This is a genomic window from Actinoplanes sp. NPDC051405 (assembly GCF_055586185.1).
This window is the reverse complement of the sequence record NZ_JBVJIR010000007.1, coordinates 338,169-360,393: the sequence shown is the minus strand read 5'-3', so window position 1 is coordinate 360,393 and position 22,225 is coordinate 338,169. Positions and strand designations below refer to the sequence as shown.

The window sequence follows — 22,225 nt, the reverse complement described above, 5'->3', positions numbered from 1 at the left end:
CCGGTCAGCAGGTCAGCAGGCCGGCGCGGTCCTTGGCCCGCAGGACGTGCCGGGCCGCGTCGGTGAGCCGGGTGGCGAAGGCCGGTGACGTACGGGCCTCCGCGATCAGCGACGCCGACATCGGTGCCGCGTCCTGCGGCCGGATCGTCAGCGCCAGGTCGCCGCCCGCCGCCACGAACCGCACCGCGCGCTCGCCGGCGGGCAGCGACGACGCCGAGTCGGCCGCGCCCAGGTCGTCCGACATCACCAGCCCGGTGTAGCCGAGCCGCTCGCGCAGCAGGCCGGTGACGATGGGCTTGGAGAACGCCGCGATGGACGAGCCGTCGATCTTCGGGTACGTGGCGGAGGAGATCATCACCCCGGCCGACCCGGCCTTGATCCCGGCCACGAACGGCTTCAGGTACGGGTCGTCGGCCGTGGTCGTGTTGTCGACGACCCGGACGGCGGTGTCGGTGTTGGCGCGGACCCGGCCCAGCCCGGGGAAGTGCTTGAGGATGGTCAGCACCTCGGCACCCTGCGAGGCCGCCACCACCGTCTCGATGTCGGCCGCGACCGCGTCAGGGTCGGAGCCGTACTGGCGGTGGAAGCCGCCGATGGGCGGGTTGCCCTCCCCCAGTTTCGCCGGGACCGTGTCCGCGACCGGCGCCAGGTTGACCGTCACACCGATCCCCGCGAGGCGCTGGGCCGTGTCGCGCACGGTGCCACGCAGCTTCGCCGCAGGGCCGGCGCCGAGCCGCTGGGCCGACGGGATCAGCGGGAAGTCGCGGCCCTTGAGGGTCTGCACGCTGCCGCCCTCCTGGTCCAGCGCGACCAGCAGCGGTGTCCCGGCCCGGCGTTGCAGGGCGGTGATGTCGGCGCGCAGGCCGGCCGCGGACCGGGAGCTGCGTCCGGCCAGGAAGACCCCGCCGAGGTCGTGCCGGGCGACCACGTCACCGAGCTCGCGCGGGTCGCCGACCGGGGTGCCGATCATGAGCACCTGGCCGGCCCGCTCGGCCGGCGACAGCCCGGCCAGGATCGTGTCGACACAGCCCTGCGGGCTCGGCGACGCACTGGGCGTCACCGCAGAAGCACTGGGCGTGGCCGAAGCACTGGGCGTTGAGGAAGTACTGGGTGGCGGTGGAGCGGAGGACAGGGCACGCGGCGCCGGAGTGTCGGCGACGGCTCGCCGGATCACCAGCCCCGCGATCACGATCAGCAGGACCACTCCGGCACTCAGCCACCGCACTCTGCTCGTCATCGCCGCCCACGCTATCGAACGCCGGGTAGGCGCCCGCGGGCCGTGCGAGTGCTACCGCCGGCGGAACCGCTGGAAGCCGGCGGCCGCCAGCACGCCCGCGATCACGATCAGGGCCGCGATGATGATCTGGTGCCCCAGGGCCACCCGGTCCAGCGTGTCCTGCGACTGCGCCGCCGGGCGCAGCCAGGTGTCGTCACTCTGCTGCGGCACGCCCGCGGCGGCCGGGCCGGCGGCCTCCTGGGGTGAGGCCACCACGCCGGGCTCGGCCGAACGGGACGCCTTCGGCCTCGGCGCCGCGGCGGCCTTGCTGGGCTTGGTCGCGGCGACCACCGTCGGGGCCTTGAGCTGCAGATCCGAGCACGAGTAGTAGGTGTCCGGGGTGCTGGAGGTCTGCCAGACCGTGTAGAGCACGTGCCGCCCCGTACGGTCGGCGGGCAGCTCGGCGCTCATCCGGTAGGCACCGGAGCGCAGCGGCGGGTCCTGCACCGTCAGGATCGGCTTGCTGCCCAGGTCGTCCCAGCGCAGCGGCTGCTTCGGGTCGTAGCCCTGCTTGGTCAGGTAGACCCGGAAAGTGCCCTGGTGCGGGATGGTGGCCCGGTACTTGATGGTCAGCGTGCTGCCCGCGGCCAGTTTCGTCGTCGGCCAGTCCGTGCGGGGCAGGTCCAGGCCCTGGAATTCCGGCAGGTCACCGCTGCACAGGTTGCCGTCCGGGATGAACTGCTTGTCCTTGCCGTTCACGTTGGGCACCCGCACGTTGTCGAAGGTGCCGAAGGCCCGCCCGTTCGCCGCGAGGGCCGCCTTGCACGCCGCCGAGCCCGCCTGCTCGCCGCCGGTGGCACACGCCGCGGTACGGCTGAGCGGCTCGGTCGGCGCGCCGTGCGCGAGCGCGGGCGCTGCCGGGAGCAGTGTCGTGGCCGCGGCGATCCCACCGGCCAGGATCAGCGCAGCGGTACGGCGTACGACGGTCATGCCTTCTCCTCGTGCTCGCGGGGTGCGGCGGCGGCCGGCCTCCCGGCGAACAGTACGGAGATCAGCGCTCAGTCGTTCACCACCGTGGGTGGCGCTGCCCGGAAAAACATCCCGCTGTGGTTGCATGGCCATGCAGTCACACAAATCAGGAGGACACATGGAGAAGCCCGACGTCGGCCCCATCGCGGGTGAGCCGCCGGCCGAGCTGGTCGTGGAGGATCTGGTCGTCGGTGACGGCGACGAGGCCAAGCCGGGCCACCAGGTCACCGTCCACTACGTGGGGGTCGCGTTCTCCTCGGGCAAGGAGTTCGACGCCTCGTACAACCGGGGCGAGGCGTTCGACTTCGGCCTGGGCGCCGGTCAGGTCATCGGCGGATGGGACCAGGGGGTGGTCGGCATGCGTGTCGGCGGCCGCCGCAAGCTGACCATCCCCCCGCACCTCGGCTACGGCGCCCGCGGCGCCGGTGGCGTGATCAAGCCGAACGAGACCCTCATCTTCGTGGTGGATCTGCTCGGGGTGAAGTAAGCGAGGGCCGGCAGGCCGCGCGGGCCGGGACGGGCGTCGCCTGTCCCGGCCCGCTGCTGTCCGCTTCGCGCGGGGCCGGCCGCCGGACCGGCGACGGGTCGAAGGGCTCGCCGATCGGGGTCATCGGCCCGCCTTCAGGTCGGCGCAGCCCGTCTCGTCCGGCAGCAGCGGGCGCAGCAGCACCGACCAGCCGTTGTTGGCCCAGACCCACGGGGTGTTCGCGGTGGCGTCCTTGGCCGCGGCCAGGACGGCGTCGCGCTGCTCGCCGGTGGCGGTCACGCAGCTGAGCTTCAGATCGGGGTTCAGCGGCTCACCGGGCAGCGCCGGGCCGGGCCATTCCGCCGTCCGGGGGCGTCCGGGCTGGTCCGCGGGCTCCACGTACGGCTGCACGATCCCGGCGATGATCTCCGGCTGGTACTGCTGGGGCTCACCGGTCATCAGCTGGGTCGTCAGGTCGCCGAGCTGGTCGACGAACGTGCGCAGCTTCGTCCGGGCCTGCTGCTGGGCCTTGGTGAGCTGCGGGTCGTCCGGCCGGGCCTCACGCAGTGCCACCGCGCCGACGGTCCGCTTCCCCGCGGCGGTCACGACGGTGACCTCGGTGGTCGGCGCGTCGGCGACCCCGGGCTGGCCGAAGTCGGTGCCGGGCCTGACGCCGGCCGCGACGGCCTTGTCGAGCAGCTGTTGCAGGGTGGCCGGGGAGATCGTGCCCCACTGCAGGTTGGGCAGGGCGGGGCCGGGATAGCTCAGGGTGACCGGGCCGTTGAAGATCACCCGGCCGTCGGCGTACACGCTGGTCTCGGGGAGCCGGCCGACGATCGCGCTCGGGGGGACGAAGCCCCCGGCGGAGGAGACCCGCAGCACCAGCGCGTCGCCGTCGCCGCCGGTGGCGGGGGCCGAAGAGCTGTCCGGCGACGGGCCGGTGCTCGGGGCGCCGGCGGCGGTCGGCTGGGCACAGGCGCTGAGCAGGAACAAGGTCACGGCGGCAGCGGCCGTCCACAAGCCGCGGAGTCTGGTCATAGGCGGTCAGACGTACCCCGGGGCGCACCGGTTCCTACCCCTTTCGGGGAAAAAATTCGGTCGTGCGACGCAGTGACCGGCCCCGGGGGGCGGGGCCGGTCACCTCTATCGGGGCGGAGTGTGGATCAGGGGCGGCTACTTGACCGAGCCGAGGGACAGGCCCTGCACGAGCTTGTCCTGAGCCGCGAAGCCGGCCACGAGCACGGGCAGCGAGACCACGAAGGCTGCCGCGCAGAGCTGGGCCAGGAACAGGCCCTGGCTGGTGACGAAACTGGTCAGGAACACCGGGGAGGTCTCCGCCACGGTGGCCGTCAGCACCCGGGCGAAGAGCAGCTCGTTCCAGCTGAAGATGAAGCAGATCAGCGCGGTCGCGGCGATGCCGGGCATGACCACCGGCGCGATGACCGAGCGCAGGGTCTTGGCCAGGCCGGCGCCGTCCATCGAGGCGGCCTCGAGCATCTCCACCGGCACCTCGGACAGGAACGAGCGCATCATCCAGACCGCGATGGGCAGGTTCATCGAGGTGTAGAAGACGATCAGCAGCCAGATGTTGTCCAGCAGGCCGGTGTTCTGCGCGAACAGGTACAACGGCAGCAGACCGGCGACCACGGGCAGCATCTTGGTCGACAGGAAGAAGAACAGGACGTCGGTCCACTTCTTCACCGGCTTGATCGACAACGCGTACGCCGCCGGGAACGACAGCAGCAGCACCAGCAGGGTCGAGATGACGCTGGCGGTCAGCGAGTTGAGCAGCGGCGGCCACGGGCTCGCGCCGCCGGAGAAGAACTCGCGGTAGCCCTCCAGGGTGAGCGGGGCGGCCACGGCGGGCGGATTGGTGGCGGCGTCGGCCTCGCTGTGGAAGGAGGTCAGCACCATCCAGACGACGGGCAGCACGAACAGCAGGCCGACCACCCAGGCGAGCAGCGACAGCCACGGCCCGCCGCGGTCCTTCTTCTTCGGTACGGCCTGGTGGCTGGGCGCGGTGCGGGTCAAGGTGGTGGTCATCGGCCCGGGTCCTCCTTGAACAGCGACGAGACCGTCCGCAGGGCGAACGTCGCGATGATGATCGTGCCGATCACGACCACGACGGCGGCGGCGGACGCCCGGCCGTAGTCGTGGGCCTGGTAGAAGATCTGGTAGATCGTGTACGGCAGGTTCGCCGTACCGAGGCCGCCGGACGTGATGGTGAAGACCGCGTCGAAGTTCTGCACGATGTAGATGGAGCCGAGCAGCGCGCCGAGTTCGAGGTACTGGCGCAGGTGCGGCAGCGTCATGCTGCGGAAGATCTGCCAGCTGCTGGCACCGTCGATGCGGGCGGCCTCGACGACGTCGAGCGGGCGTCCCTGGAGACCGGCCAGCAGGATCAGCATCATGAACGGGGTCCACTGCCAGACCAGGGCGAAGATCACGGACCACAGCGGCATGTTGCTGATCCAGTCGGGCTGCGGCGGGTTGTCGGAGCCGAACAGCCCCCACACCCAGGTCAGCGCGCCGTTGAAGAGGCCGTACTCGGGGTTGTAGAGCGCGTGCTTCCAGAGCAGGGCGGCGGCGACGGGCACCACGAGGAACGGGGCGATCATCATCGTCCGGACCGCGCCCCGGCCCCGGAACTTGCGGTCCAGCAGCAACGCGATGCCGAGCCCGAGGAGCAGGCTGATCAGCACCACCCCGACGGTCAGCAGGATCGTCGTCCAGACCGCGTCACGCATGTTGACGTCGGTGAAGACCCGCCGGAAGTTGTCGAAGCCGGCGAAGCCCCGCTCGTCGGGGTAGTAGGCGTTCCAGTCCATGAACGAGATGACCAGCGTCGCCACGAACGGCAGCTGGGTCACGACGATCATGAAGATGAGCGCGGGCATCAGCGGCGCCCGCCGGGCCCAGCCGGCGGCCCGGCGCGCCGCACCGGGCGGCGTAGGGGTCAGACCGGTGGTGCCGGATCCCGTCTTCTCGGCCACGGATGTCATCGCTGTCGCCCCCTTCAGCCGTTCTCGCGCGATCGGTACCGTTCCGCGACGTCGTCGGCGAGCCGCTGACCCCGTTTCAGCGCCTCGTCGACGGTCATCTGCCCGGCGATCGCGGAGCTGACGTACTGCGAGACCTGGGTGCCGAGGTCGGTGAACTCCGGGATGTCGACGAACTGGATGCCGAGCGCCGGGCGCGGCTGCACGCCGGGATTGCGCGGGTCCGCGCTGGAGATGGCCTGCTCGGTCGGCTCGGCGAACGCCGACGCCTCCTTGAGGTAGTCCGGGTTGGCGTACGTGGAGGCGCGCTTGCCGGCCGGCACCTTGGACCAGCCCAGCTGACCGCCGACGAGCTCCTCGTACTGCTTGCTGGAGGCCCAGGAGATGAACTTCCAGGCGTTGTCCTTCTTCTCGCTCGCCTGCTGGATGCTCCACGACCACGCGTACAGCCAGCCCGAGCTCGGGGTCTTGACGACAGGCGCGGCGACGTACCCGATCTTGCCCTTGACCGGGGAGTCCGCCGCCTCCAGCGTGCCCGCGGCGCTGGTCGCGTCGTACCACATCGCGGCGTTGCCCTGCACCAGGTTGTTCAGGCACTCGGTGAAGCCGGCCTGCGGGGCGCCGACCTCGCCGTGCGCGCGCACCAGGTCCACGTAGAACTGCGTCGCCTGCTTGAACTCCGGCGCGTCGACCCGGGCGTTCCAGTCCGCGTCGAACCAGGTGCCGCCGAACGTGTTCACCACCGTCGTCAGCGGCGCGAAGACCTGGCCCCAGCCCGGCTGGCCGCGCAGGCAGATGCCGGCCATCCCGGGCTGCTTGCCGTCGACCTGCGCGGCGATGTCCGCCACCTGCTGCCACGTCGGCTTTGCGGGCATCTGGATGCCCTGCGCGTCCAGCACGTCCTTGCGGTACATCAGGAACGAGGACTCACCGTAGAACGGCTCGCCGTAGAGCTTGTCGTCGTCGGCGGTCAGCGACTTGGTCATCGGCGGCAGGATGTCGGCCTGGTTGAACGCGCTGTCCCCCGCGACGTAGTCGTCCAGCGGGGCGATCCACTTGCTCTTGGCGTAGATCGGGATCTCGAAGTTGCTCAGCGAGGCCACGTCGTACTGCCCGGCCTGGCTGGAGAACTCCTGACTGATCTTGTCCCGGACGTCGTTCTCCGGCAACACCGTGAAGTTGACGCTGATGCCGGTCTGCCGGGTGAAGTTGGCCTCGGTGAGCCGCTGCAGGTCGATCATCTGCGGGTTGTTCACCATCAGCACGTCGATGCTGTTCGCCCCGCCCGAGCCGGCGCTGTCACCACCCCAGCCGGCACATCCCGCGAGCGACACGGCCAGCAGGGCTGCGGCAGTCCCCGAGAGAACCGCGCGGACATGTGCACGAGACATGGAGCCTCCCCGGCGAGGCGGATCGGACTCCGGCATCTGTGACGCCGGTAACACCGGACTCAGTAGATGCCTGTGATCGACAGGATGTCAACCACTGGTCACACAGTGCTGCATATATGAGTATCGAAGTTGCCCGGTTGTCCTCAGGCGACCCGCGCGGACCGTCCCTGGACGACCACCACGTCCCCCGGCCGCAACTGCCGCCCGCGCCGGGTGTCGACCTCGCCGTTGACCGTCACGTCCCCCGACGCGATCAGGATCTTCGCCTCTCCGCCGGTGTCGATGAGGTCGGCCAGTTTGAGGAACTGTCCGAGTCTGATCATGTCGCTGTTGATGGCCACGTCACGCATGCCGACCATCATGCCGAACTCGCCGAAAAGAAAGTCCGGCACGGTTGAACCATTGACGCGTCCCAGCCGAACTACCCCTCGTGAGGAACCTCGAGAAGCACCGCCGGGCGGGCGTACTGGCCGCCGCCGTCGCCGCAGGTGTGCTCTGCGCGGCATCCCCCGCCGCCGCGGACGTCACAGTCAGCCCGCCCAGCGCACCGCAGGGCAGCGGCACCAACGTGACGTTCAAGGTGACGAACACCGCCCGCAGCCCGATCACCAAGGTCAAGCTGATGCTGCCGGCCGAACTGCCGGTCGCCGAGGCCTACCCGCTGTCGGTGGACGACTGGGCACCGCTGATCACGACCAAGTCGCTGGCCACCGCGATGGACGGCATCCACGGCGAGGCGATCGCCGAGACCGCCGCGGACATCACCTGGACCGCGATGCCCGGCAAGGCGCTCGCCCCCGGCAAGTCGGCGGACCTGCCGGTCGCGATGGGCCCGATGCCGGCCTCCGCCCAGATGAGCTTCACCCTGCAGGCGACCTACGCCGACCCGGCCAAGGGCGCTCCCCTGCCGCCGGTCGTGCTGTCCCTCACCCCGGCGGCGCCCGGCCAGCAAGCGGCACCCCACTCCGGGGGACACAACGGTACGGGCACCAGCGACACCGGTGACGCCGACGCGGCCACCTTCGCCGCCCTGATCGACGCCAACGACGGCCCCGGCTTCTGGACCATCGCCGGCTGGGTCGTCGCCGCACTGGCCGCAGCCGCCGGAGCCGTCGCGGTGCTGCGCGCACGCCGCCGCCCGGCCGAAGCCGCCGCGACCGAAGCCGCCGCGACCGAAGCCGCCGCGACCGAAGCGCCCGATGCCGAGCCGGACGACAAGGAACTCGTCGGCGCGGCCAAGACACCACGGGTCACGTCCTGGAGCTACAAGGACGGCCCGACCGAGTGACAGACGTCCCGCGCAGGTGGGCGCGGGTGTGTCGTGCTGATGCGCGTGGGGCGCGGAACACGACCGGCGGGTGGGGTCCAGGGCAAGACCCACGACCTGCAACTTGGCGGGGCGGGAAGGTTCGGCTTCCCGCCCCGCTGTATTTCTTTTGACTTTGACTGTCGCTCGGCGGGACTTCGGGTGCGGTTACCCCGTCAGACCTTGACCGGGCGTGGGGTTTTCAGGGCTTGGATGATTTCTGTTAGTACTCGTGCGGAGTCTTCGTGAGGGATTTGGCAGGTTCCTGCTGCTTGGTGGCCGCCGCCGCCGTAGCGGAGCATCACTTCGCCGATGTCTACCGGGGAGGTGCGGTCGAGGATTGACTTGCCGCAGGCGAAGACTGTGTTGAGTTTCTGGCGGCCCCAGATGATGTGGATCGAGACGCGGGCCTCCGGGTAGAGGGCGTAGACCATGAAGCGGTTGCCCGCGTGGATCGTCTCCTCCTCGCGCAGGTCGACCACGACCACGTCGCCGTCGACGTGGCTGACCCGGCGCAGCTGCTCCACGAACATCGCCGAGCAGTCGCGGTACAGCTCGGCGCGCTCGCGGACGTCCGGCAGCTCGAGGATCTCGTCGACCGTCTGCAGCTGCAGGCAGGCGTCGATCAGCAGCATCATCAGCTGGTAGTTCGAGATCCGGAACTCCCGGAAGCGGCCCAGCCCGGTGCGGCTGTCCATCAGGAAGTTGAGCAGCGTCCAGCCCTGCGGGTCGAGGATGTCGTGCAGCGCGTAGTCGGCCGAGTCCGCCTGGTCGACGGCGCGCATCAGCTCGTCGGAGATCTCCGGGAAGCGTTCCGCGCCGCCGAAGTAGTCGTAGATGACCCGGGCAGCCGACGGCGCGTCCGGGTCGATGACGTGATTCGACCGGTCGCCCTTGTTACGCAGCGTCTCCGAATGGTGGTGGTCGAACACCATGTAAGCGCCCGGAGCGAACGGCAGGTTGGTCAAGATGTCACGCTCAGTGATGTCGACCACGCCGTCCTGCACGTCCTTCGGGTGTACGAAGGTGATCTCGTCGATCATGTCGAGCACACGCAGCAGGACGGCGCAGACCAACCCGTCGAAGTCGCTGCGGGTCACGAGCCGGTACTTCACGAGCAATCTCCCTCTGCCGATTGGCACCTTACTCCCCAGTTTGCCACTTTTGCGGCTATGGGCCTGGTCGCATCGGCGTACCGGTTTGATCCGGTGGGAGCCCGCGCTGCGTAAAGTTCTCACGGAAGCTCACGTACGCGGTCGGAGGAAGACCTGACGATGGACACCGTTCCCCAGCTCGCACAGGACCGCAACGCCCCGCCCGCCACTCTGGTGATCTTCGGCGCGTCCGGCGACCTCACCCGGCGCAAGCTGCTGCCGGCGGTGGAGAGCCTGGCCCGGCACAACCGGCTGCCCGGCGAGTTCGCCCTGGTCGGCGTGGCCCGCACGGCGATGGAGGACCACCAGTTCGCCGAGAGCGCGCTCGGTGGCCGCAGCCTCGCCGACAAGCCGCAGCTGCAGGGCGGCGGCATCCGCTACGTCTCCGGCGGCTACGACAACCCGGAGACCTACAAGCGGCTGGCCGAGGTGCTCGACGAGCTCGACGCCACCCGCGGCACCGCGGGCAACCGGATCTTCTACCTCTCGACGCCCGCCGAGGCCTTCCAGCCGGTGATCAACGGGCTGGCCGGCGCGGGGCTCAACCACGCCCGCGAGGGCTCGTTCGCCCGGCTCGTCATCGAGAAGCCGTACGGCAACGACCTGCGCACCGCGCACGAGCTCGACGGCATCGTGCACGCCGCGTTCGACGAGCCGCAGGTCTTCCGCATCGACCACTACCTGGGCAAGGACACCGTCCAGAACGTGCTCGCCCTGCGCTTCGCCAACGCGATCTTCCAGCCCATCTGGAACCGCTCGTGGGTCGACCACGTGCAGATCACCGTGGCTGAGACCCTCGGCGTCGGCACCCGCGGCGGCTTCTACGAGCACGCCGGCGCGATGCGCGACATCGTGCAGAACCACGTGCTCCAGGTCCTGGCCCTGGCGCTCATGGAGCCGCCCGCCTCGTTCGACGCCGAGGGGCTGCGCAACGAGAAGGTCAAGCTGCTGCAGGCGATCCGGCTGCCCACCGATCGCGACATCGCCGACCTGGCGGTCCGCGGCCAGTACACCCGCGGCGGCACCCGCGACGACCTGATGGCCGGCTACCGCGACGAGGTCGGCGTCGACCCGCTGTCGCGGACGGAGACGTACGCGGCCATGCGGCTCAACGTCGACAACTGGCGGTGGGCCGGGGTGCCGTTCTATGTGCGTACCGGTAAGCGGCTGCCCGCCCGGGTGACCGAGGTCGCCCTGCAGTTCCAACGGCCGCCGCACCTGCCGATCCCGACCAACCAGCTCACCGAGCTGGACGCGGACGCGCTGATCCTGCGGATCCAGCCCAACGAGGGCATCTCGCTGCGCTTCGGCGCCAAGGTCCCCGGCCACTCGTTCCGGGTGCGCACGGCCAGCATGGACTTCTCGTACGAGCAGACGTTCCGCGAGGAGTCGCCGGAGGCCTACGAGCGGTTGCTGCTCGACGCCCTGCTCGGCGACCCCACGCTGTTCATCCGCACCGACGAGGTCGAGCAGTGCTGGCGGATCGTCGACCCGATCATCGAGCACTGGAAGAACGACATGTCGCCGATCCCGACCTACGAGGCCGCCTCGTGGGGCCCGACGGACGCCGACCGCCTGATCGGCCGCAGCGGCCGCAAGTGGCGCAACGCGGTCTGACGAGGTCTGACGAACTACCGCGCCGATCGGGCCTTGACCACATCGAGGGCCCGGTCGGCGTGCTCGTTCATGTCGCGCTCGCTGTGGATGACGTCGAGCACGGTGCGGTCGGTGTCGATCACGAAGGTCACCCGCTTGACGCTCAGCGGGCCGAGCGGGATCCGCCGCTTGATCCCGTACGCCTCGGCCGCGGTGTTCTCCGGGTCGGACAGCAGCGGGTAGTCGAAGCCGTGCAGCTCGGCGAACTGGCGCTGCTTGTCCACTTTGTCCCGGCTGATGCCGACCCGCTGCGCGCCGGCCGCGGCATACTCCGCGCCCAGGTCCCGGAAGTTGCAGGCCTCGGCCGTGCAGCCGCTGGTCATCGCGGCCGGGTAGAAGAACAGCACGACCGGGCCGTCGGCGAGCAGCGTGCTCAGCCGTCGCGCGGTGCCGTGCTGGTCGGGTAGTTCGAAGTCCGGGGCGACGTCACCCTTGTCGATGCTCACGTGATCAACGTACTCCGGGCTGAGTCTGCCGCCGAGCGCGTCCTCGCCTAGGGTGGAGACACCCACCTGTCCTGTCCGCCACGACCCCTGACTGACCTGACTGACCCCTGCCCGCCCCCGACGAAAGCGACACCGCCATGCAGGTCTCGGTCGCGCACCACCCGCCCAACACGGCCGTTCTGACATTGCGCGGCTCCCTGGACATCGACACCGCGCCGTCGCTGAAGGCCAACCTCAGCCGCCTCGTGGAACGTCCCAGCCCTCGCATCATCGTCGACCTGTCGGGACTCGACTTCTGCGATTCCATGGGCGTCGGCGTCCTGGTGACGGCACACGGCCGCGCGATGGAACGCGGTGGCTGGGTCCGGCTCGCGGCCCCCTCCGGTTTCCTGCGGCGCCTGCTCGACACCCTCGGCCTGATCGACTATCTGTCGCTGCACGCCGACATCGAGACCGCCATGAAGGACTGACCGGGGCAGCGAAAGGGGCGCCCCGGATGTCCGGGACGCCCCTGCCGTGTCCGAGGGGTCAGCTGGTCAGACCGAAGACGATCCGGCCCAGCGTGTCCTCCGTGCCGACGAAGCCTTCCGCCGGGCTGAACTGGCTCTCGCCGAAGTCGACGTCCGCGTCGTCAGCCGTACCGCCGACGCCGTCCGGGCCGACGCCGAAGAGCACGTCGAAGTTGGCGCCACCGGAGTCCATCAGGTTGGCCGTCTCGTCGGCGTTGTCGGTGTGCCAGTCACCGAAGAAGTGACCCGCCTCGTGCGCGGTCACGTTGCCCACCGCCTGGCCGACGAAGGCCACCCGGTCGCTGGCCGGGGTCAGGTACGTGTTCAGCGAGGCCGGCCCACCGGCCGGGTCACTGAGCACGTCCTGCAGCACCAGGGCGGTCTCCTCGGTCTCGAAGTTGCCCGGGTCGATGCTCTGCGCGATGCCGATGGTCTCGACCCCGGACTCGTCGATCGTGCCGCCGACCACGATCCGGCTCACGTTGGCCTGGCCCCACGGGTCCGCGTGGTCCTTGCTGTTGAGGATCTTCAGCCGGAACTTGCTGTTGAGACCGCTGGCGATCAGATCCTGCTTGATGTTCTCGGTGACGCTCGCGACCACCGCGTCGATCACCTCGTCCTCCTGCACGCGCGGGATGCCCCACTTGGCGAGGAACGCGGCGAACGGGCTGAGCGTCACGTTGCCGGTGCCACCGAAGACACCGGTGTTGACCCGAGCCCCGTCGAAGTCCAGGAACAGCGTCTGCACGGGCTTGGCACCCTGCAGCACCGGCCGGTAGGCCTCGACGGTGATGTCGTAGCTGCCGGAGCCCCGGGCCACGCCCACGTAGTGCCAGCCGGCCTTGGTCGCCACGTAGTCGGTGGCCGCGTTACCGCCGCCGGGCAGCGGCGAGGCCGGCGGGTAGATGTAGGTGGCGTCCTGGTCCGACCCGTGCACCTCGCGCGGGTTGGTGTCGTAGACCGTCAGGTACGACGGCGCGCCCTTGGCCGAGGCGCCGAGCACGTCACCGGCCCTGAGCTTGATCGCGAAGAAGTCCTGGTCGTCCGAGGCCGCCGAGATGGTGACGGTGTACGGGCCCTCGCTGGCCCCGCCGTCCCCGCTGGCCGGATCGAACGGATCGGCCGGCAGCCCGCTGTACGCCGCGACGACCGCGTAGTAGGTGCCCGTGGCCGGGACCTTGTACTGCAGCAGGCTGTCGAAGGAGCCGGCCGCGTCGTCGTTGCTGGCCACGATCGTGCCGTCCGGCGTGTAGAGCGCGACCAGCGTGTCCAGCGCGCCCGTCGGGGTGGCCGTCTGCACGGTCACCACCTGCCCGGCGGTCGCCTGCAGCGAGTAGAAGTCGAAGTCGTTGGTGCCCGTACCGGCGGAGCCGTGCGGGCCGTCACCGATGGCGGCGGTGGTGACGATCGCCCGGCGGGCGGCGCCGATGCCGGTGGCCCCGGCCAGCGGGATCGACCCGTCGTCCTCCGGGGTGGCGGCCCGGGCGGCGGGGGTGACGCTCTCGGGAGTGAGCGCGCCCAGGATGCGGATGGCCGGGTTCTGGCCGCTGCCGGTGCCGAAGTTCTTGATCAGTTGGGCCGAGGCGGGATCCTCGTTGGAGCCGCGGGTGCCCGCGGGCTCGTCCTCGTCGACAACCACCGCGGCCGCGGCAGCGTTGGCCGCCGCCGACGACGGTGCCGCGGCGAGGGCCTTGAGGCGGGCGGCGGCCTTGGCCGCCGCCTGCTTCTTCATGTAGGCGGCCCAGCCGCTGTAGTCGGCCTTCGCCGGGTCGGGCAGGATGGCCAGGAACGGGTTGACCCCGGCGGGCTTGGCGCCGGGTTTGGGCTTGGCGGCCACCGGCAGACCGGCGTCGACAGCAGCCTTGTCGGCCGGGCTCAGCCCTGGGTCGGATTGGTGTGGAGCGGCCGGTGTCGCGCCCGGAGTGAGCGCGACGATTCCGAGCACGAGTGCTCCGACGGTCGCGATGCTACGTCGCATCAGTGATCCCCCTTCGGTGCCTCCGGGGCCCCCGCCACGGACGGCACACAGGACGCTACCGAGCGAGTCGATCAATATCTAGTGGTGTCGATGCATCGTCACAGGTGTTAGGAGTGCCCGGGAATTACTCGGGGGACGCGCGGTCATGCCTGCCCAACCACAGTGGACAACGGGCGGTCAGCCGACCGGGCGTACGGTCTCCAGCGCGGCGACGGCCGCTCCCCGGGCCCCGGCCATGTCGAGGTCGGGCACCAGGGCGAAGGTCGCCGCGGCCTGCTGCTCGGCCCGCAGCTGGGTGTGCTCGCGAACCGTGTTGAGGAACCACTGGCGGAAGTGCGGCGCCGCCTCGACCACGCCGCCACCCAGGAAGTACGCGGCCGGGTCGGTGAAGTTGGCCGCGATGGTGAACAGCTTGCCGATCGCCTTGGCCTGCTGCTCGAAGACCGCCAGGGCCAGCGGGTCCTCCTTCTCGCCGTACCCGCGCAGCAGCTTGGCCGCCCGGCTGATCGGCTCCCCGGCCAGCGGGTGGTCCGGGAACCGCCGCAGCCAGTACGGCAGCAGGTTCTTCGCGATGCCGGTCAGCGACGCGATGCTCTCCACGTCGCCGGCGAAGCCGCAGTTGCACTCCGGCACCGGCTGGTCCTCCTCCAGCACGCCGTGCAGCGGAATCTGCACGTGGCCCAGCTCGCCCGCCATGCCGGCCGCACCGCTGACCACCTTGCCGAGCTCGACCACTCCCCCGCCCAGGCCGGTGCCGACGATCGCCGCCACGGACGACTTCTCCATGGCCGAGGCGCCGAAGTGCCGGTGGTGGGCGTAGAGCGCGGCCGCGTTCGCGTCGTTGTTGTAGACCACCGGCAGGCCGATCCGTGCCTGCAGGGCGCCGCGGATGTCGAAGCCGTGCCAGGAGACCTGGGAGAAGTTCGTCGAGCCCTTCGACGAGATGACGCCGTCGGCGCTGGCCGGGCCCGGGGTGTCCAGCCCGACCGCGCGCACCAGCGTCCGCGGGGTGCTGGTCAGCGCGAGGATGCCGGTGAAGGCCTCGGCGAGCTGCTCGACCGCGGACTCCGGGCCCTCGGTGACCAGGCTCGGATTCTCCACCAGATGATCGACCAGGAACTGGCCCGTCGCGTCCAGGACGGTCGCGTTGTTGCAGGTGCCGCCGTTGTCGAGACCCACCACGACCCAGGACGCCGGGGTCCGTACCGCATCGATCTGATCCACAGCCCTGAGCGTACGTGCCGGGACGCCGGGACGCGACGGGTGCAAGCGCATTGCGAGCGGTGAGAGTCCGGTTGCGGCGGCGCGGCGGGTGCCGGATCGCGCCGAAGGGCCTGGCATGCAGACGAAGCCTGAGCCGACCCGCCGCGCCGTTCTCGGTGGCGCCGCCGCCGTCGCCGTGACCGCGGCCGGGGGCCTCGCCCTCGACGTGGCGCTGGCCGCGCCCGCCGCCGCGGCGACCGTGCCGACCGACCTCGTCTCGGCCGACCCGCTCGCGCACCTGCTGCGCCGGGCCACCTTCGGCCCGACCCCGGCGGCCCTGGCCGAGCTGGCCAAGCTGGGCGTGCCGGCCTGGCTGGACCGCCAGCTCGACCCGGCGAAGATCGACGACTCGGCGCTGGACGCGCTGCTCACCCGGCTGCCGTTGGCCGGTGCCGACATCGCGACGGTACGCGCCAAGCTGCCCAAGCACTCGTACGAGGCGTTCGGCCAGCTGGGCCGGGCCACGGTGGCCCGGGCGATCTGGAGCAACCGGCAGCTGTTCGAGACCACCGCCGCCTTCTGGGCCAACCACCTGCACATCTCGGCGCCGTCCAGCGGGGTCTGGGACAGCCGCGGCGACTACGACCGGACGGTCACCCGCAAGTACACCTTCGGGCGCTTCGCGGACATGCTCAAGGCCTCGGCCCGACACCCGGCGATGCTGACGTACCTGGACAACCGGTCGTCGACCAAGGCGCTGCCGAACGAGAACTACGCGCGCGAGCTGATGGAGCTGCACACCGTCGGCATGATCTACACCGAGGCCGACGTGCAGGCCGCCGCCAAGCTGCTCACCGGCCTGACCGTGACGACCGCGGGGACCTACACCTACACCGCGGCCAAGCACGCGACCGGCGCCGTGCGGATCCTGGGCTTCAGCCACGCGAACGCGACAGCCGAGGGCGGCGAGGCGGCCGCGCTGGCGTTCCTCGACTACCTGGCCAAGCACCCGGCCACCGCCGAGCGGCTGGCCACCAAGCTCTGCCTGCGCTTCGTCGCCGACGAGGCCCCGGCCACCCTGGTCGCGAAGCTGGCCAAGGTGTACCTCGACAACGACACGTCGATCGGGCCGGTGCTGCGGGCCCTGTTCACCTCGCCGGAATTCGCCGCGTCGATCGGACAGAAGGTGCGCACGCCGTTCGAGGACCTGACCGCCACGGTCCGCGCCCTCGGCCTGGGCCCGGAGACCTCCGGCGTGAAAGCGCTCGACGCGCTCTACAACAACCTGGTCAACGCCGGGAACGCCCCGTTCCGCTGGAGCCCGCCGAACGGCTTCCCGGACGTGGCCGCCGCGTGGGCGTCGCCGTCGGCGTTCCTCATGCGCTGCAACAGCCACTTGAACCTCGCGGCCGGCTGGTACCCCAGGCAGCTCACCCGTCCCGCCGACCTGCTCACGTCCCTGGTGCCGGTGCTGCCCAAGACGTACGGGGCGCTGGTGGACGCGCTGGCCCGGCGGCTGGTCGGCACCCCGCTGCCCGCCGATCACGTGGCCGCCGTGCTAAGCGTCGCGGGCAAGCTGCCGACGAGTTCTCTGACCAGCAAGGAGTCGGTCGCCGGGAGTCTGCCGTACCTGATCGCTCTCGTCCTCGACTCGCCCTCCTTCCAGCTGAGGTGACCGCCATGACCGCACAGGCCTGCTGCGACGAGAACAAGCTGCTCACCCGCCGGGGCGTCCTCGCCGCCGGCGCCGCCGGGGCGCTGGCCGGCCTGGTCGGCGAGGGGCTGTCCACCCGGCTGGCGTACGCCGCCGAGGGCTACACCGGCGACACCCTCGTGGTGCTGTCGCTGCGCGGTGGCTTCGACGGCCTGTCGGCGATCGCCCCGATCGGCGACCCGGACTACTACAAGGCCCGCCCGACGATCGCCCTGCCCAAGAGCCAGGCGATCGGCGGCAACAGCATGTTCGGCCTGCACCCGGGCCTGGCCCCGCTGCTGCCGATGTGGAAGAACGGCAGCCTGGCCGCCGTGCACGCGGTCGGCCAGCCGAACCCGACCCGCTCGCACTTCGCGGCCATGGAAGAGATGGAACGGGCGGCCGCGGGCACGTCCCTGCGCAGCGGCTGGCTGGACCGGATGCTGGGGATGACGGGTGCTACCGGCCCGCTCGCCGCGGTGGCGATGGGCAACGCGATGCCGGCCCGGCTGTTCGGCGGCGCCTTCTCCGACGTGTCGATGGCCTCGGTCGACGGCTTCACGCTGGCCGGCGAGAGCGCGAACCGCCCGATGGCGGCGTCGCTGCGCAAGATGTACGCGACCGCGCCCGGCCTGCTGGCCGGTCCCGCCCTGGCGGCGGACGCGGCCCTGGCGGCAACCACCGGGGTACGCGCCACCGCGTACGCACCGGCCAACGGCGCGGCCTACCCCGCCACGCCCCTGGGCAACGCCCTCAAGGACGTGGCCCGGCTGATCAAGGCGAAGGTGGGCCTGGCCGCGGCGGCGGTCGACTCCGGCGACTGGGACATGCACGAAGGCCTGGGCACGGCGGTCAAGGGCCAGCGCATGCACGACAACCTGCTCGAAACCTCCACGGCGCTGGCGGCGTTCGCAGCCGACCTGGGCCCGGCCGGCATGGCCTCGGTGACCGTGGTGACGGTGAGCGAGTTCGGCCGGCGCGTGACGGAGAACGCGTCCCGCGGGGTCGACCACGGCCACGGCAACGCGATGCTGCTGATGGGCGGCGGGGTCCGGGGCGGCACGGTCTACGGCACGTGGCCGGGGCTGTCGGCGGGCGCACTGGTCGCCGGCGACCTGGCGGCGACGACGGACTATCGCGCGGTGATCGGCGAGATCCTGCAGAAGCGGTGCGGTTTCGGGTCCCTGGCCGAAGTCTTCCCGGAGGTCACCCCCGCCGGATTCGGCCTGGCTGCGGCCCGCTGACTGGTCGACTGGTGTGCCGTCCTAATATGGCGTTCCGGCTGAACCGGACCTTTCGGGTGATTAAGTCCCGAACGGTGAGCCGCTCGCCCCATCTCGGTCGTTGACCCGTTGGGGCCGACCTCTGCCTTTACCGAATGGAGACTCAATGTCGCTCGCCCTGCGCAAGAACTGGTTCAAGAGCACACGATCGGCCGCCGCCAGCCATTGCCTCGAGACGGCATTCGGGCTCGACGGGGACGTCTACGTTCGCGACTCCAAGAACCCGCACGGCGGGATGCTCACCCTCAAATCATCGGCGTGAACCGACTTCATCGCGGCCGTGAAATCCGACCACCTCAGTCAGCGGTAGCCCGGAGCCGCAGAGATCTGACACCGACGATCACGGCGACGATCACGGCCGTGGCCATCATGACCAGGGCCTGGTGTCGATCCACGGTTCGCGGCGGAGCGGCGGCGGTCCGAGTCTCGGCGGCCACACCCTCCGCGGCACAGACCTCGGACATCATGTCGATGAAGCGGCGGCGGCCCGGCCGCCGCCGCGTTCCGATCCAGCTCTCGCCGTATCGGCCCCACCAGCGACGACCCAGTTCTCCGCGGAAGAGCGACGACGCCAACTGCCGGAGCTCCTCATCGTCGATTTCGCCGAGCTCCCACATGGAATGCCAGTAGTTCGTCATGAGATTGAGGTAGGCCTGTTGCCGGCCGTCCGGGGACTCGGCAAGTTCCTCATCGACCGCATGCAGCAGCTCGACATCGTCGATCCCCAGCCGCACGAGCTCGAAGTGCTGCTGGCGCCGGATCATCACCATCTCCTGCCGGAGCTGTCGTTGCTGGTAGACCAGCGACGCACCGACGCCGCACAAGGCCACCGCGGACAACAGAGCGGAAGCGCCGCCGTAGGCATCCCCGACGTCGGCCAGGCGATCCCACGGCAGTCCGGGACGGCCCGCATTTTGGTGGAACCGCGAAACCCACGGGGACGACGTTCAAGCACTGTCACCACAACCCCCAGCAAGACGCGGCGTAGCCGTCCATTTACTTTTGTCACCAGAATGGCAGGCCCCGTCCACAGCTACTCGGGGGCCGCGCGCTCGGGGTGGTTGCGCTGGTCCCGGGTGGTCGCGCGTCGTACGGCCCAGCGGATCGCCTGGTGGACCACGATGCCGGCGGCTGTGTTGGCCGCGGACAGGCCCGCCGCCGCCGCGATGTTCCAGCCCGGTTCGATCAGGCCGTCGGCGAGCAGCAGGACGGGCCAGCCCAGCGTGGCGGCCACCAGGGTCGTACGCCACCAGCGGCCGAGCACCAGGCCCACCAGCATCAGCGTGGGCACCATGCGTTCACTGTCCCAAACTTCCGGACGCCGGACGGCGAAACGGTGTGGCGGCAAGTTGCTGCCGCCACACCGCGATCGTCTTCGCCAGGTCAGCTCAGGCTGAACCGCGGGTTCGCCTGGCTGTTGCAGTCGTAGATCTGCACCTGCTGGCCGTTGCCGGTGCCCCGGACGTCCAGGCAGCGGCCCGATTGCACGCCCGTGATGGTGCCGTTGCTGTTGACGTTCCACTGCTGGTTGGTCTGCCCGTTGCAGCTGTAGATCTGTACGGCCGAGCCGTTGCCCGAGCCCGCCGCGTCCAGGCACCTGCTGCCGTACACGGTCAGTTGCTTGCTCGAGGTCAGGGTCCATGCCTGGTTGGTGCCGCCGTTGCAGTCGTAGAGCTGGACCCGCGTGCCGTTGGTCTGGGTCGCGTTCGATACGTCCAGGCACCGGCCCGACTGGGTGCCGAGGATCCGGTTTCCCGGACCCGGCGGGGTCGAGGGCGTCGGGGAGCCGGGGCCTGACGTCGGCGAGGACGGCGTGACCGGGCCGGCGGCGTTCAGGGCGTTGAGGACCGAGGTGTACGCGGCCTTCCTGTTGCCGCCGCCGTCGAACAGCAGCGGGTTCTCGTTGGAGCGTCAGGAGTCGCTGTCCCGTACGCCCCAGACGGTGATGCCGACGCAGCGGGGCACGTTCAGGCAGGCCTGGGTCAGTCCGGCGTACTGCGAGGTGGACGAGTTGGTGACATCGACCTCGGTCAGGGCCACGTCCACGCCCAGCGCGGCGAAGCTCGACAGCGTCGTCTGGAAGTTGCCCGGCAGGGAGCTGCCGCCGATGAAGTGGGTCTGCAGGCCGACGCAGTCGATCGGCACGCCGCGGGACTTGAAGTCGCGGATCAGGTTGTAGACGCCCTGCCGCTGAGGCTGCCCCAGAAGCCCGGCTGCTGGGCATGCCAGGCCAGGGTGTGCCCGCGAACCTTCAGGCCGCGCTGGGTCGCCCAGTTGTAGATCTGGTCGCCGGCGCTGAAGGTGAACTGGCCGCGCTGGGGTTCCGTCGCGTCCGGCTTCATCTCGTTCTCGGCGGTGATCATGTTGAACTCGCGGCCGGCGATCGTGGCGTACGTCGAGTCACCGAGCCGGTTGGCCGCGATCGCCGTACCGAAGTACCGGCCCGACTGCGCCGCCGCCGCGCCGAGGGTGGCTGCCGCGGCGGGGTGCGCCGGCGGGGTGGACAGGAGGGCTGGTTGCCACGATGGCCTCCGGAGAACGATGCGTTTCAATGCCATCGTCGGACATGCGAAACGGCGGCGGTCCCCCCAAGGGCCGCCGCCGTTTCTCCCCTATCACCCGTCGCCCGGAACCTCCCTAACGGGAAGCGCCGGCGCGGCGCTTGCTCCAGACGTCGAAGGCCACTGCTGCGAGCAGGACTGCGCCCTTGACCAGCAGTACCGTTTCGCTCTGGGCACCGATCAGCGACATGCCGTTGTTGATCACACCCATGATCAGGCCACCGGTGATGGCTCCGACCACCTTGCCGACGCCGCCCTGGACCGCCGCGCCGCCGATGAAGGCCGCCGCGATCGCGTCGAGTTCGAAGTTGGCGCCCGCCGTGGGGTTCGCCTGGTTGAGCCGGCCGGCGAAGATGACGCCGGCCAGCGCGGCCAGCACGCCCATGTTGACGAAGATCCAGAAGATGACCGACTTGACCTTGACGCCGGACAGCGTCGCGGCCTGCAGGTTGCCGCCGACCGCGTAGATCTGCCGGCCGAAGACCGCCCGGTTGGTCAGCAGCGAGTACGCCAGCACCAGGAACGCCAGCAGCACCAGCACCCAGGGCAGGTTCTTGAACCGGGCCAGCTGCACGATGACGGCGATGACCAGGAACGAGGCCACCGCGATGCGGCCGATGAACAGCGGCAGCGGGTCGACGACCTGGCCGTACTGCTGGCGGGCCGAGCGGGTGCGCCACTGGGTGAAGACGATGCCGCCGACCGCGATCACGCCGACCAGCAGGCTGAACAGGTCGGCGCCGCCGAGCGCGCCGAGACCGACGTTGCCCAGGTAGCCCTCGGTGAAGCCGTTCGACAGCGTGCGGACCTCGTCCGGGAACGGGCCGATGCCGCGGTTGCCCAGGATGGTCAGGGTCAGCGCGCGGAACAGCAGCATGCCGGCCAGCGTGACGATGAAGGCCGGGATGCCGAAGTAGGCGATCCAGTAGCCCTGCCAGGCGCCGATGAGGCCACCGACGACCAGCGTGATGAGCAGCGCCAGCGGCCAGGGCACGTTCTGCTCGACCATCAGGACGGCCGCGACCGCGCCGCAGACCGCGACCACCGAGCCGGCGGACAGGTCGATGTGCCCGGCGATGATGATCAGGATCATCCCGATCGCCAGGATCAGGATGTACGAGTTCTGCACGATGATGTTGCTGATGTTCTGCGGCGCCAGCAGGTCGCCGCCGGTGAGCACGGTGAACAGCACGACGATCAGCGCGAACGCGATGTAGATGCCGCTCTGGCGCAGGTTCAGGTTGTACCGGCGGGGTGAGTCCCCCGTCGGGCCGGCCGGCGCCGCCGGTGACTCGGCCACCGCGTAGTCGGCGTTGGTGGGTGCGACAGACATCG

Annotated in this window: 21 protein-coding genes and 1 pseudogene; 7 read left to right on the top strand and 15 right to left on the bottom strand. The window is 70.4% G+C overall.

What is annotated here, in order from left to right:
* Positions 1-4 precede the first annotated feature (4 nt).
* Positions 5-1,237 carry a glycoside hydrolase family 3 N-terminal domain-containing protein gene (locus ACZ6S4_RS18165; protein ID WP_465476044.1) on the bottom strand — a complete coding sequence of 411 codons (1,233 nt, stop codon included), beginning with the start codon at positions 1,235-1,237 and terminating at the stop codon, positions 5-7.
* A 51-nt stretch (positions 1,238-1,288) separates the two neighbouring features.
* Positions 1,289-2,206, bottom strand: coding sequence for a lytic polysaccharide monooxygenase (locus ACZ6S4_RS18160; RefSeq protein WP_465476043.1), 918 nt, complete (start codon positions 2,204-2,206; stop codon positions 1,289-1,291).
* Between the two features lie 157 nt (positions 2,207-2,363).
* Between ACZ6S4_RS18160 and ACZ6S4_RS18155 the strand changes: the two genes are divergently transcribed.
* Complete coding sequence (locus ACZ6S4_RS18155) at positions 2,364-2,732, top strand: FKBP-type peptidyl-prolyl cis-trans isomerase (protein WP_465476042.1); 369 nt, start codon at positions 2,364-2,366, stop codon at positions 2,730-2,732.
* Between the two features lie 120 nt (positions 2,733-2,852).
* Here ACZ6S4_RS18155 and ACZ6S4_RS18150 read toward each other — a convergent pair whose 3' ends face one another.
* From ACZ6S4_RS18150 to ACZ6S4_RS18130, 5 genes are all read right to left on the bottom strand, one after another.
* Complete coding sequence (locus ACZ6S4_RS18150) at positions 2,853-3,731, bottom strand: hypothetical protein (protein ID WP_465476041.1); 879 nt, start codon at positions 3,729-3,731, stop codon at positions 2,853-2,855.
* Between the two features lie 153 nt (positions 3,732-3,884).
* Positions 3,885-4,754 (bottom strand): carbohydrate ABC transporter permease, encoded by an 870-nt coding sequence (locus ACZ6S4_RS18145; protein ID WP_360543556.1) that lies wholly within the window; start codon positions 4,752-4,754, stop codon positions 3,885-3,887.
* Positions 4,751-5,713 (bottom strand): carbohydrate ABC transporter permease, encoded by a 963-nt coding sequence (locus ACZ6S4_RS18140; RefSeq protein ID WP_465476040.1) that lies wholly within the window; start codon positions 5,711-5,713, stop codon positions 4,751-4,753. Before ACZ6S4_RS18140 ends, ACZ6S4_RS18145 begins: the two co-directional genes overlap by 4 nt.
* Before the next feature lie 14 nt (positions 5,714-5,727).
* The gene (locus tag ACZ6S4_RS18135; RefSeq protein ID WP_465476039.1) at positions 5,728-7,101 is read right to left on the bottom strand and encodes an ABC transporter substrate-binding protein; all 1,374 of its coding nucleotides are present in this window, start codon (positions 7,099-7,101) and stop codon (positions 5,728-5,730) included.
* A 143-nt stretch (positions 7,102-7,244) separates the two neighbouring features.
* The gene (locus ACZ6S4_RS18130; RefSeq protein ID WP_433718324.1) at positions 7,245-7,493 is read right to left on the bottom strand and encodes an RNA-binding S4 domain-containing protein; all 249 of its coding nucleotides are present in this window, start codon (positions 7,491-7,493) and stop codon (positions 7,245-7,247) included.
* 38 nt (positions 7,494-7,531) lie between these two features.
* On the opposite strand from ACZ6S4_RS18130, the gene ACZ6S4_RS18125 reads away from it, so the two are divergent.
* Positions 7,532-8,389, top strand: a complete 858-nt coding sequence (locus tag ACZ6S4_RS18125; protein WP_465476038.1) for a DUF1775 domain-containing protein — start codon at positions 7,532-7,534, stop codon at positions 8,387-8,389.
* 194 nt (positions 8,390-8,583) lie between these two features.
* Here ACZ6S4_RS18125 and ACZ6S4_RS18120 read toward each other — a convergent pair whose 3' ends face one another.
* Positions 8,584-9,522 (bottom strand): exopolyphosphatase, encoded by a 939-nt coding sequence (locus ACZ6S4_RS18120; protein ID WP_465476037.1) that lies wholly within the window; start codon positions 9,520-9,522, stop codon positions 8,584-8,586.
* A gap of 159 nt (positions 9,523-9,681) precedes the next feature.
* On the opposite strand from ACZ6S4_RS18120, the gene zwf reads away from it, so the two are divergent.
* Complete coding sequence (gene zwf / locus ACZ6S4_RS18115; RefSeq protein ID WP_360828015.1) at positions 9,682-11,178, top strand: glucose-6-phosphate dehydrogenase; 1,497 nt, start codon at positions 9,682-9,684, stop codon at positions 11,176-11,178.
* Between the two features lie 14 nt (positions 11,179-11,192).
* On the opposite strand, the gene ACZ6S4_RS18110 is transcribed toward zwf, so the two are convergent.
* The gene (locus tag ACZ6S4_RS18110; RefSeq protein WP_465476036.1) at positions 11,193-11,663 is read right to left on the bottom strand and encodes a peroxiredoxin; all 471 of its coding nucleotides are present in this window, start codon (positions 11,661-11,663) and stop codon (positions 11,193-11,195) included.
* A 137-nt stretch (positions 11,664-11,800) separates the two neighbouring features.
* Between ACZ6S4_RS18110 and ACZ6S4_RS18105 the strand changes: the two genes are divergently transcribed.
* A complete protein-coding gene (locus ACZ6S4_RS18105) occupies positions 11,801-12,133 on the top strand; it encodes an STAS domain-containing protein (protein WP_465476035.1) in 333 nt (110 codons plus the stop codon).
* 58 nt (positions 12,134-12,191) lie between these two features.
* Here ACZ6S4_RS18105 and ACZ6S4_RS18100 read toward each other — a convergent pair whose 3' ends face one another.
* Both ACZ6S4_RS18100 and ACZ6S4_RS18095 read right to left on the bottom strand, forming a co-directional pair.
* Positions 12,192-14,150, bottom strand: coding sequence for a PPC domain-containing protein (locus ACZ6S4_RS18100; RefSeq protein WP_465476034.1), 1,959 nt, complete (start codon positions 14,148-14,150; stop codon positions 12,192-12,194).
* A gap of 177 nt (positions 14,151-14,327) precedes the next feature.
* Entirely contained in the window at positions 14,328-15,374 is a 1,047-nt protein-coding gene (locus ACZ6S4_RS18095) for an ROK family protein (protein ID WP_465476033.1), read from the bottom strand.
* A 115-nt stretch (positions 15,375-15,489) separates the two neighbouring features.
* Here ACZ6S4_RS18095 and ACZ6S4_RS18090 point away from each other — a divergent pair, with 115 nt between their 5' ends.
* The 3 genes from ACZ6S4_RS18090 to ACZ6S4_RS18080 all read left to right on the top strand — a co-directional run bounded on the left by ACZ6S4_RS18090 (position 15,490) and on the right by ACZ6S4_RS18080 (position 18,591).
* Positions 15,490-17,028 carry a DUF1800 domain-containing protein gene (locus tag ACZ6S4_RS18090; RefSeq protein ID WP_465476032.1) on the top strand — a complete coding sequence of 513 codons (1,539 nt, stop codon included), beginning with the start codon at positions 15,490-15,492 and terminating at the stop codon, positions 17,026-17,028.
* 5 nt (positions 17,029-17,033) lie between these two features.
* Positions 17,034-18,290, top strand: a complete 1,257-nt coding sequence (locus ACZ6S4_RS18085; protein WP_465476031.1) for a DUF1501 domain-containing protein — start codon at positions 17,034-17,036, stop codon at positions 18,288-18,290.
* A gap of 145 nt (positions 18,291-18,435) precedes the next feature.
* Positions 18,436-18,591 (top strand): DUF397 domain-containing protein, encoded by a 156-nt coding sequence (locus ACZ6S4_RS18080; RefSeq protein WP_465476030.1) that lies wholly within the window; start codon positions 18,436-18,438, stop codon positions 18,589-18,591.
* A gap of 34 nt (positions 18,592-18,625) precedes the next feature.
* On the opposite strand, the gene ACZ6S4_RS18075 is transcribed toward ACZ6S4_RS18080, so the two are convergent.
* The 4 genes and pseudogenes from ACZ6S4_RS18075 to mmsB form a co-directional block, all read right to left on the bottom strand.
* Positions 18,626-19,210, bottom strand: a complete 585-nt coding sequence (locus ACZ6S4_RS18075) for a DUF6082 family protein (RefSeq protein ID WP_465476096.1) — start codon at positions 19,208-19,210, stop codon at positions 18,626-18,628.
* A gap of 152 nt (positions 19,211-19,362) precedes the next feature.
* Entirely contained in the window at positions 19,363-19,623 is a 261-nt protein-coding gene (locus ACZ6S4_RS18070) for a hypothetical protein (protein ID WP_465476029.1), read from the bottom strand.
* Between the two features lie 89 nt (positions 19,624-19,712).
* Positions 19,713-20,887 (bottom strand): annotated as a pseudogene (locus tag ACZ6S4_RS18065) (endo-1,4-beta-xylanase).
* Between the two features lie 79 nt (positions 20,888-20,966).
* Positions 20,967-22,223, bottom strand: a complete 1,257-nt coding sequence (gene mmsB, locus ACZ6S4_RS18060; protein ID WP_360822256.1) for a multiple monosaccharide ABC transporter permease — start codon at positions 22,221-22,223, stop codon at positions 20,967-20,969.
* Between the last annotated feature and the right edge of the window lie 2 nt (positions 22,224-22,225).

Excerpts from the sequence above, each read along its gene's own strand:
- ACZ6S4_RS18155 (WP_465476042.1), top strand. The coding sequence starts at position 2,364 with ATGGAGAAGCCCGACGTCGGCCCCATCGCGGGTGAGCCGCCGGCCGAG.
- mmsB (WP_360822256.1), bottom strand. The coding sequence starts at position 22,223 with ATGTCTGTCGCACCCACCAACGCCGACTACGCGGTGGCCGAGTCACCG.
- ACZ6S4_RS18165 (WP_465476044.1), bottom strand. The coding sequence starts at position 1,237 with ATGACGAGCAGAGTGCGGTGGCTGAGTGCCGGAGTGGTCCTGCTGATC.
- ACZ6S4_RS18160 (WP_465476043.1), bottom strand. The coding sequence starts at position 2,206 with ATGACCGTCGTACGCCGTACCGCTGCGCTGATCCTGGCCGGTGGGATC.
- ACZ6S4_RS18135 (WP_465476039.1), bottom strand. The coding sequence starts at position 7,101 with ATGTCTCGTGCACATGTCCGCGCGGTTCTCTCGGGGACTGCCGCAGCC.
- ACZ6S4_RS18080 (WP_465476030.1), top strand. The coding sequence starts at position 18,436 with ATGTCGCTCGCCCTGCGCAAGAACTGGTTCAAGAGCACACGATCGGCC.
- ACZ6S4_RS18100 (WP_465476034.1), bottom strand. The coding sequence starts at position 14,150 with ATGCGACGTAGCATCGCGACCGTCGGAGCACTCGTGCTCGGAATCGTC.
- ACZ6S4_RS18140 (WP_465476040.1), bottom strand. The coding sequence starts at position 5,713 with ATGACATCCGTGGCCGAGAAGACGGGATCCGGCACCACCGGTCTGACC.
- ACZ6S4_RS18105 (WP_465476035.1), top strand. The coding sequence starts at position 11,801 with ATGCAGGTCTCGGTCGCGCACCACCCGCCCAACACGGCCGTTCTGACA.
- ACZ6S4_RS18145 (WP_360543556.1), bottom strand. The coding sequence starts at position 4,754 with ATGACCACCACCTTGACCCGCACCGCGCCCAGCCACCAGGCCGTACCG.
- ACZ6S4_RS18090 (WP_465476032.1), top strand. The coding sequence starts at position 15,490 with ATGCAGACGAAGCCTGAGCCGACCCGCCGCGCCGTTCTCGGTGGCGCC.
- zwf (WP_360828015.1), top strand. The coding sequence starts at position 9,682 with ATGGACACCGTTCCCCAGCTCGCACAGGACCGCAACGCCCCGCCCGCC.
- ACZ6S4_RS18070 (WP_465476029.1), bottom strand. The coding sequence starts at position 19,623 with ATGGTGCCCACGCTGATGCTGGTGGGCCTGGTGCTCGGCCGCTGGTGG.
- ACZ6S4_RS18085 (WP_465476031.1), top strand. The coding sequence starts at position 17,034 with ATGACCGCACAGGCCTGCTGCGACGAGAACAAGCTGCTCACCCGCCGG.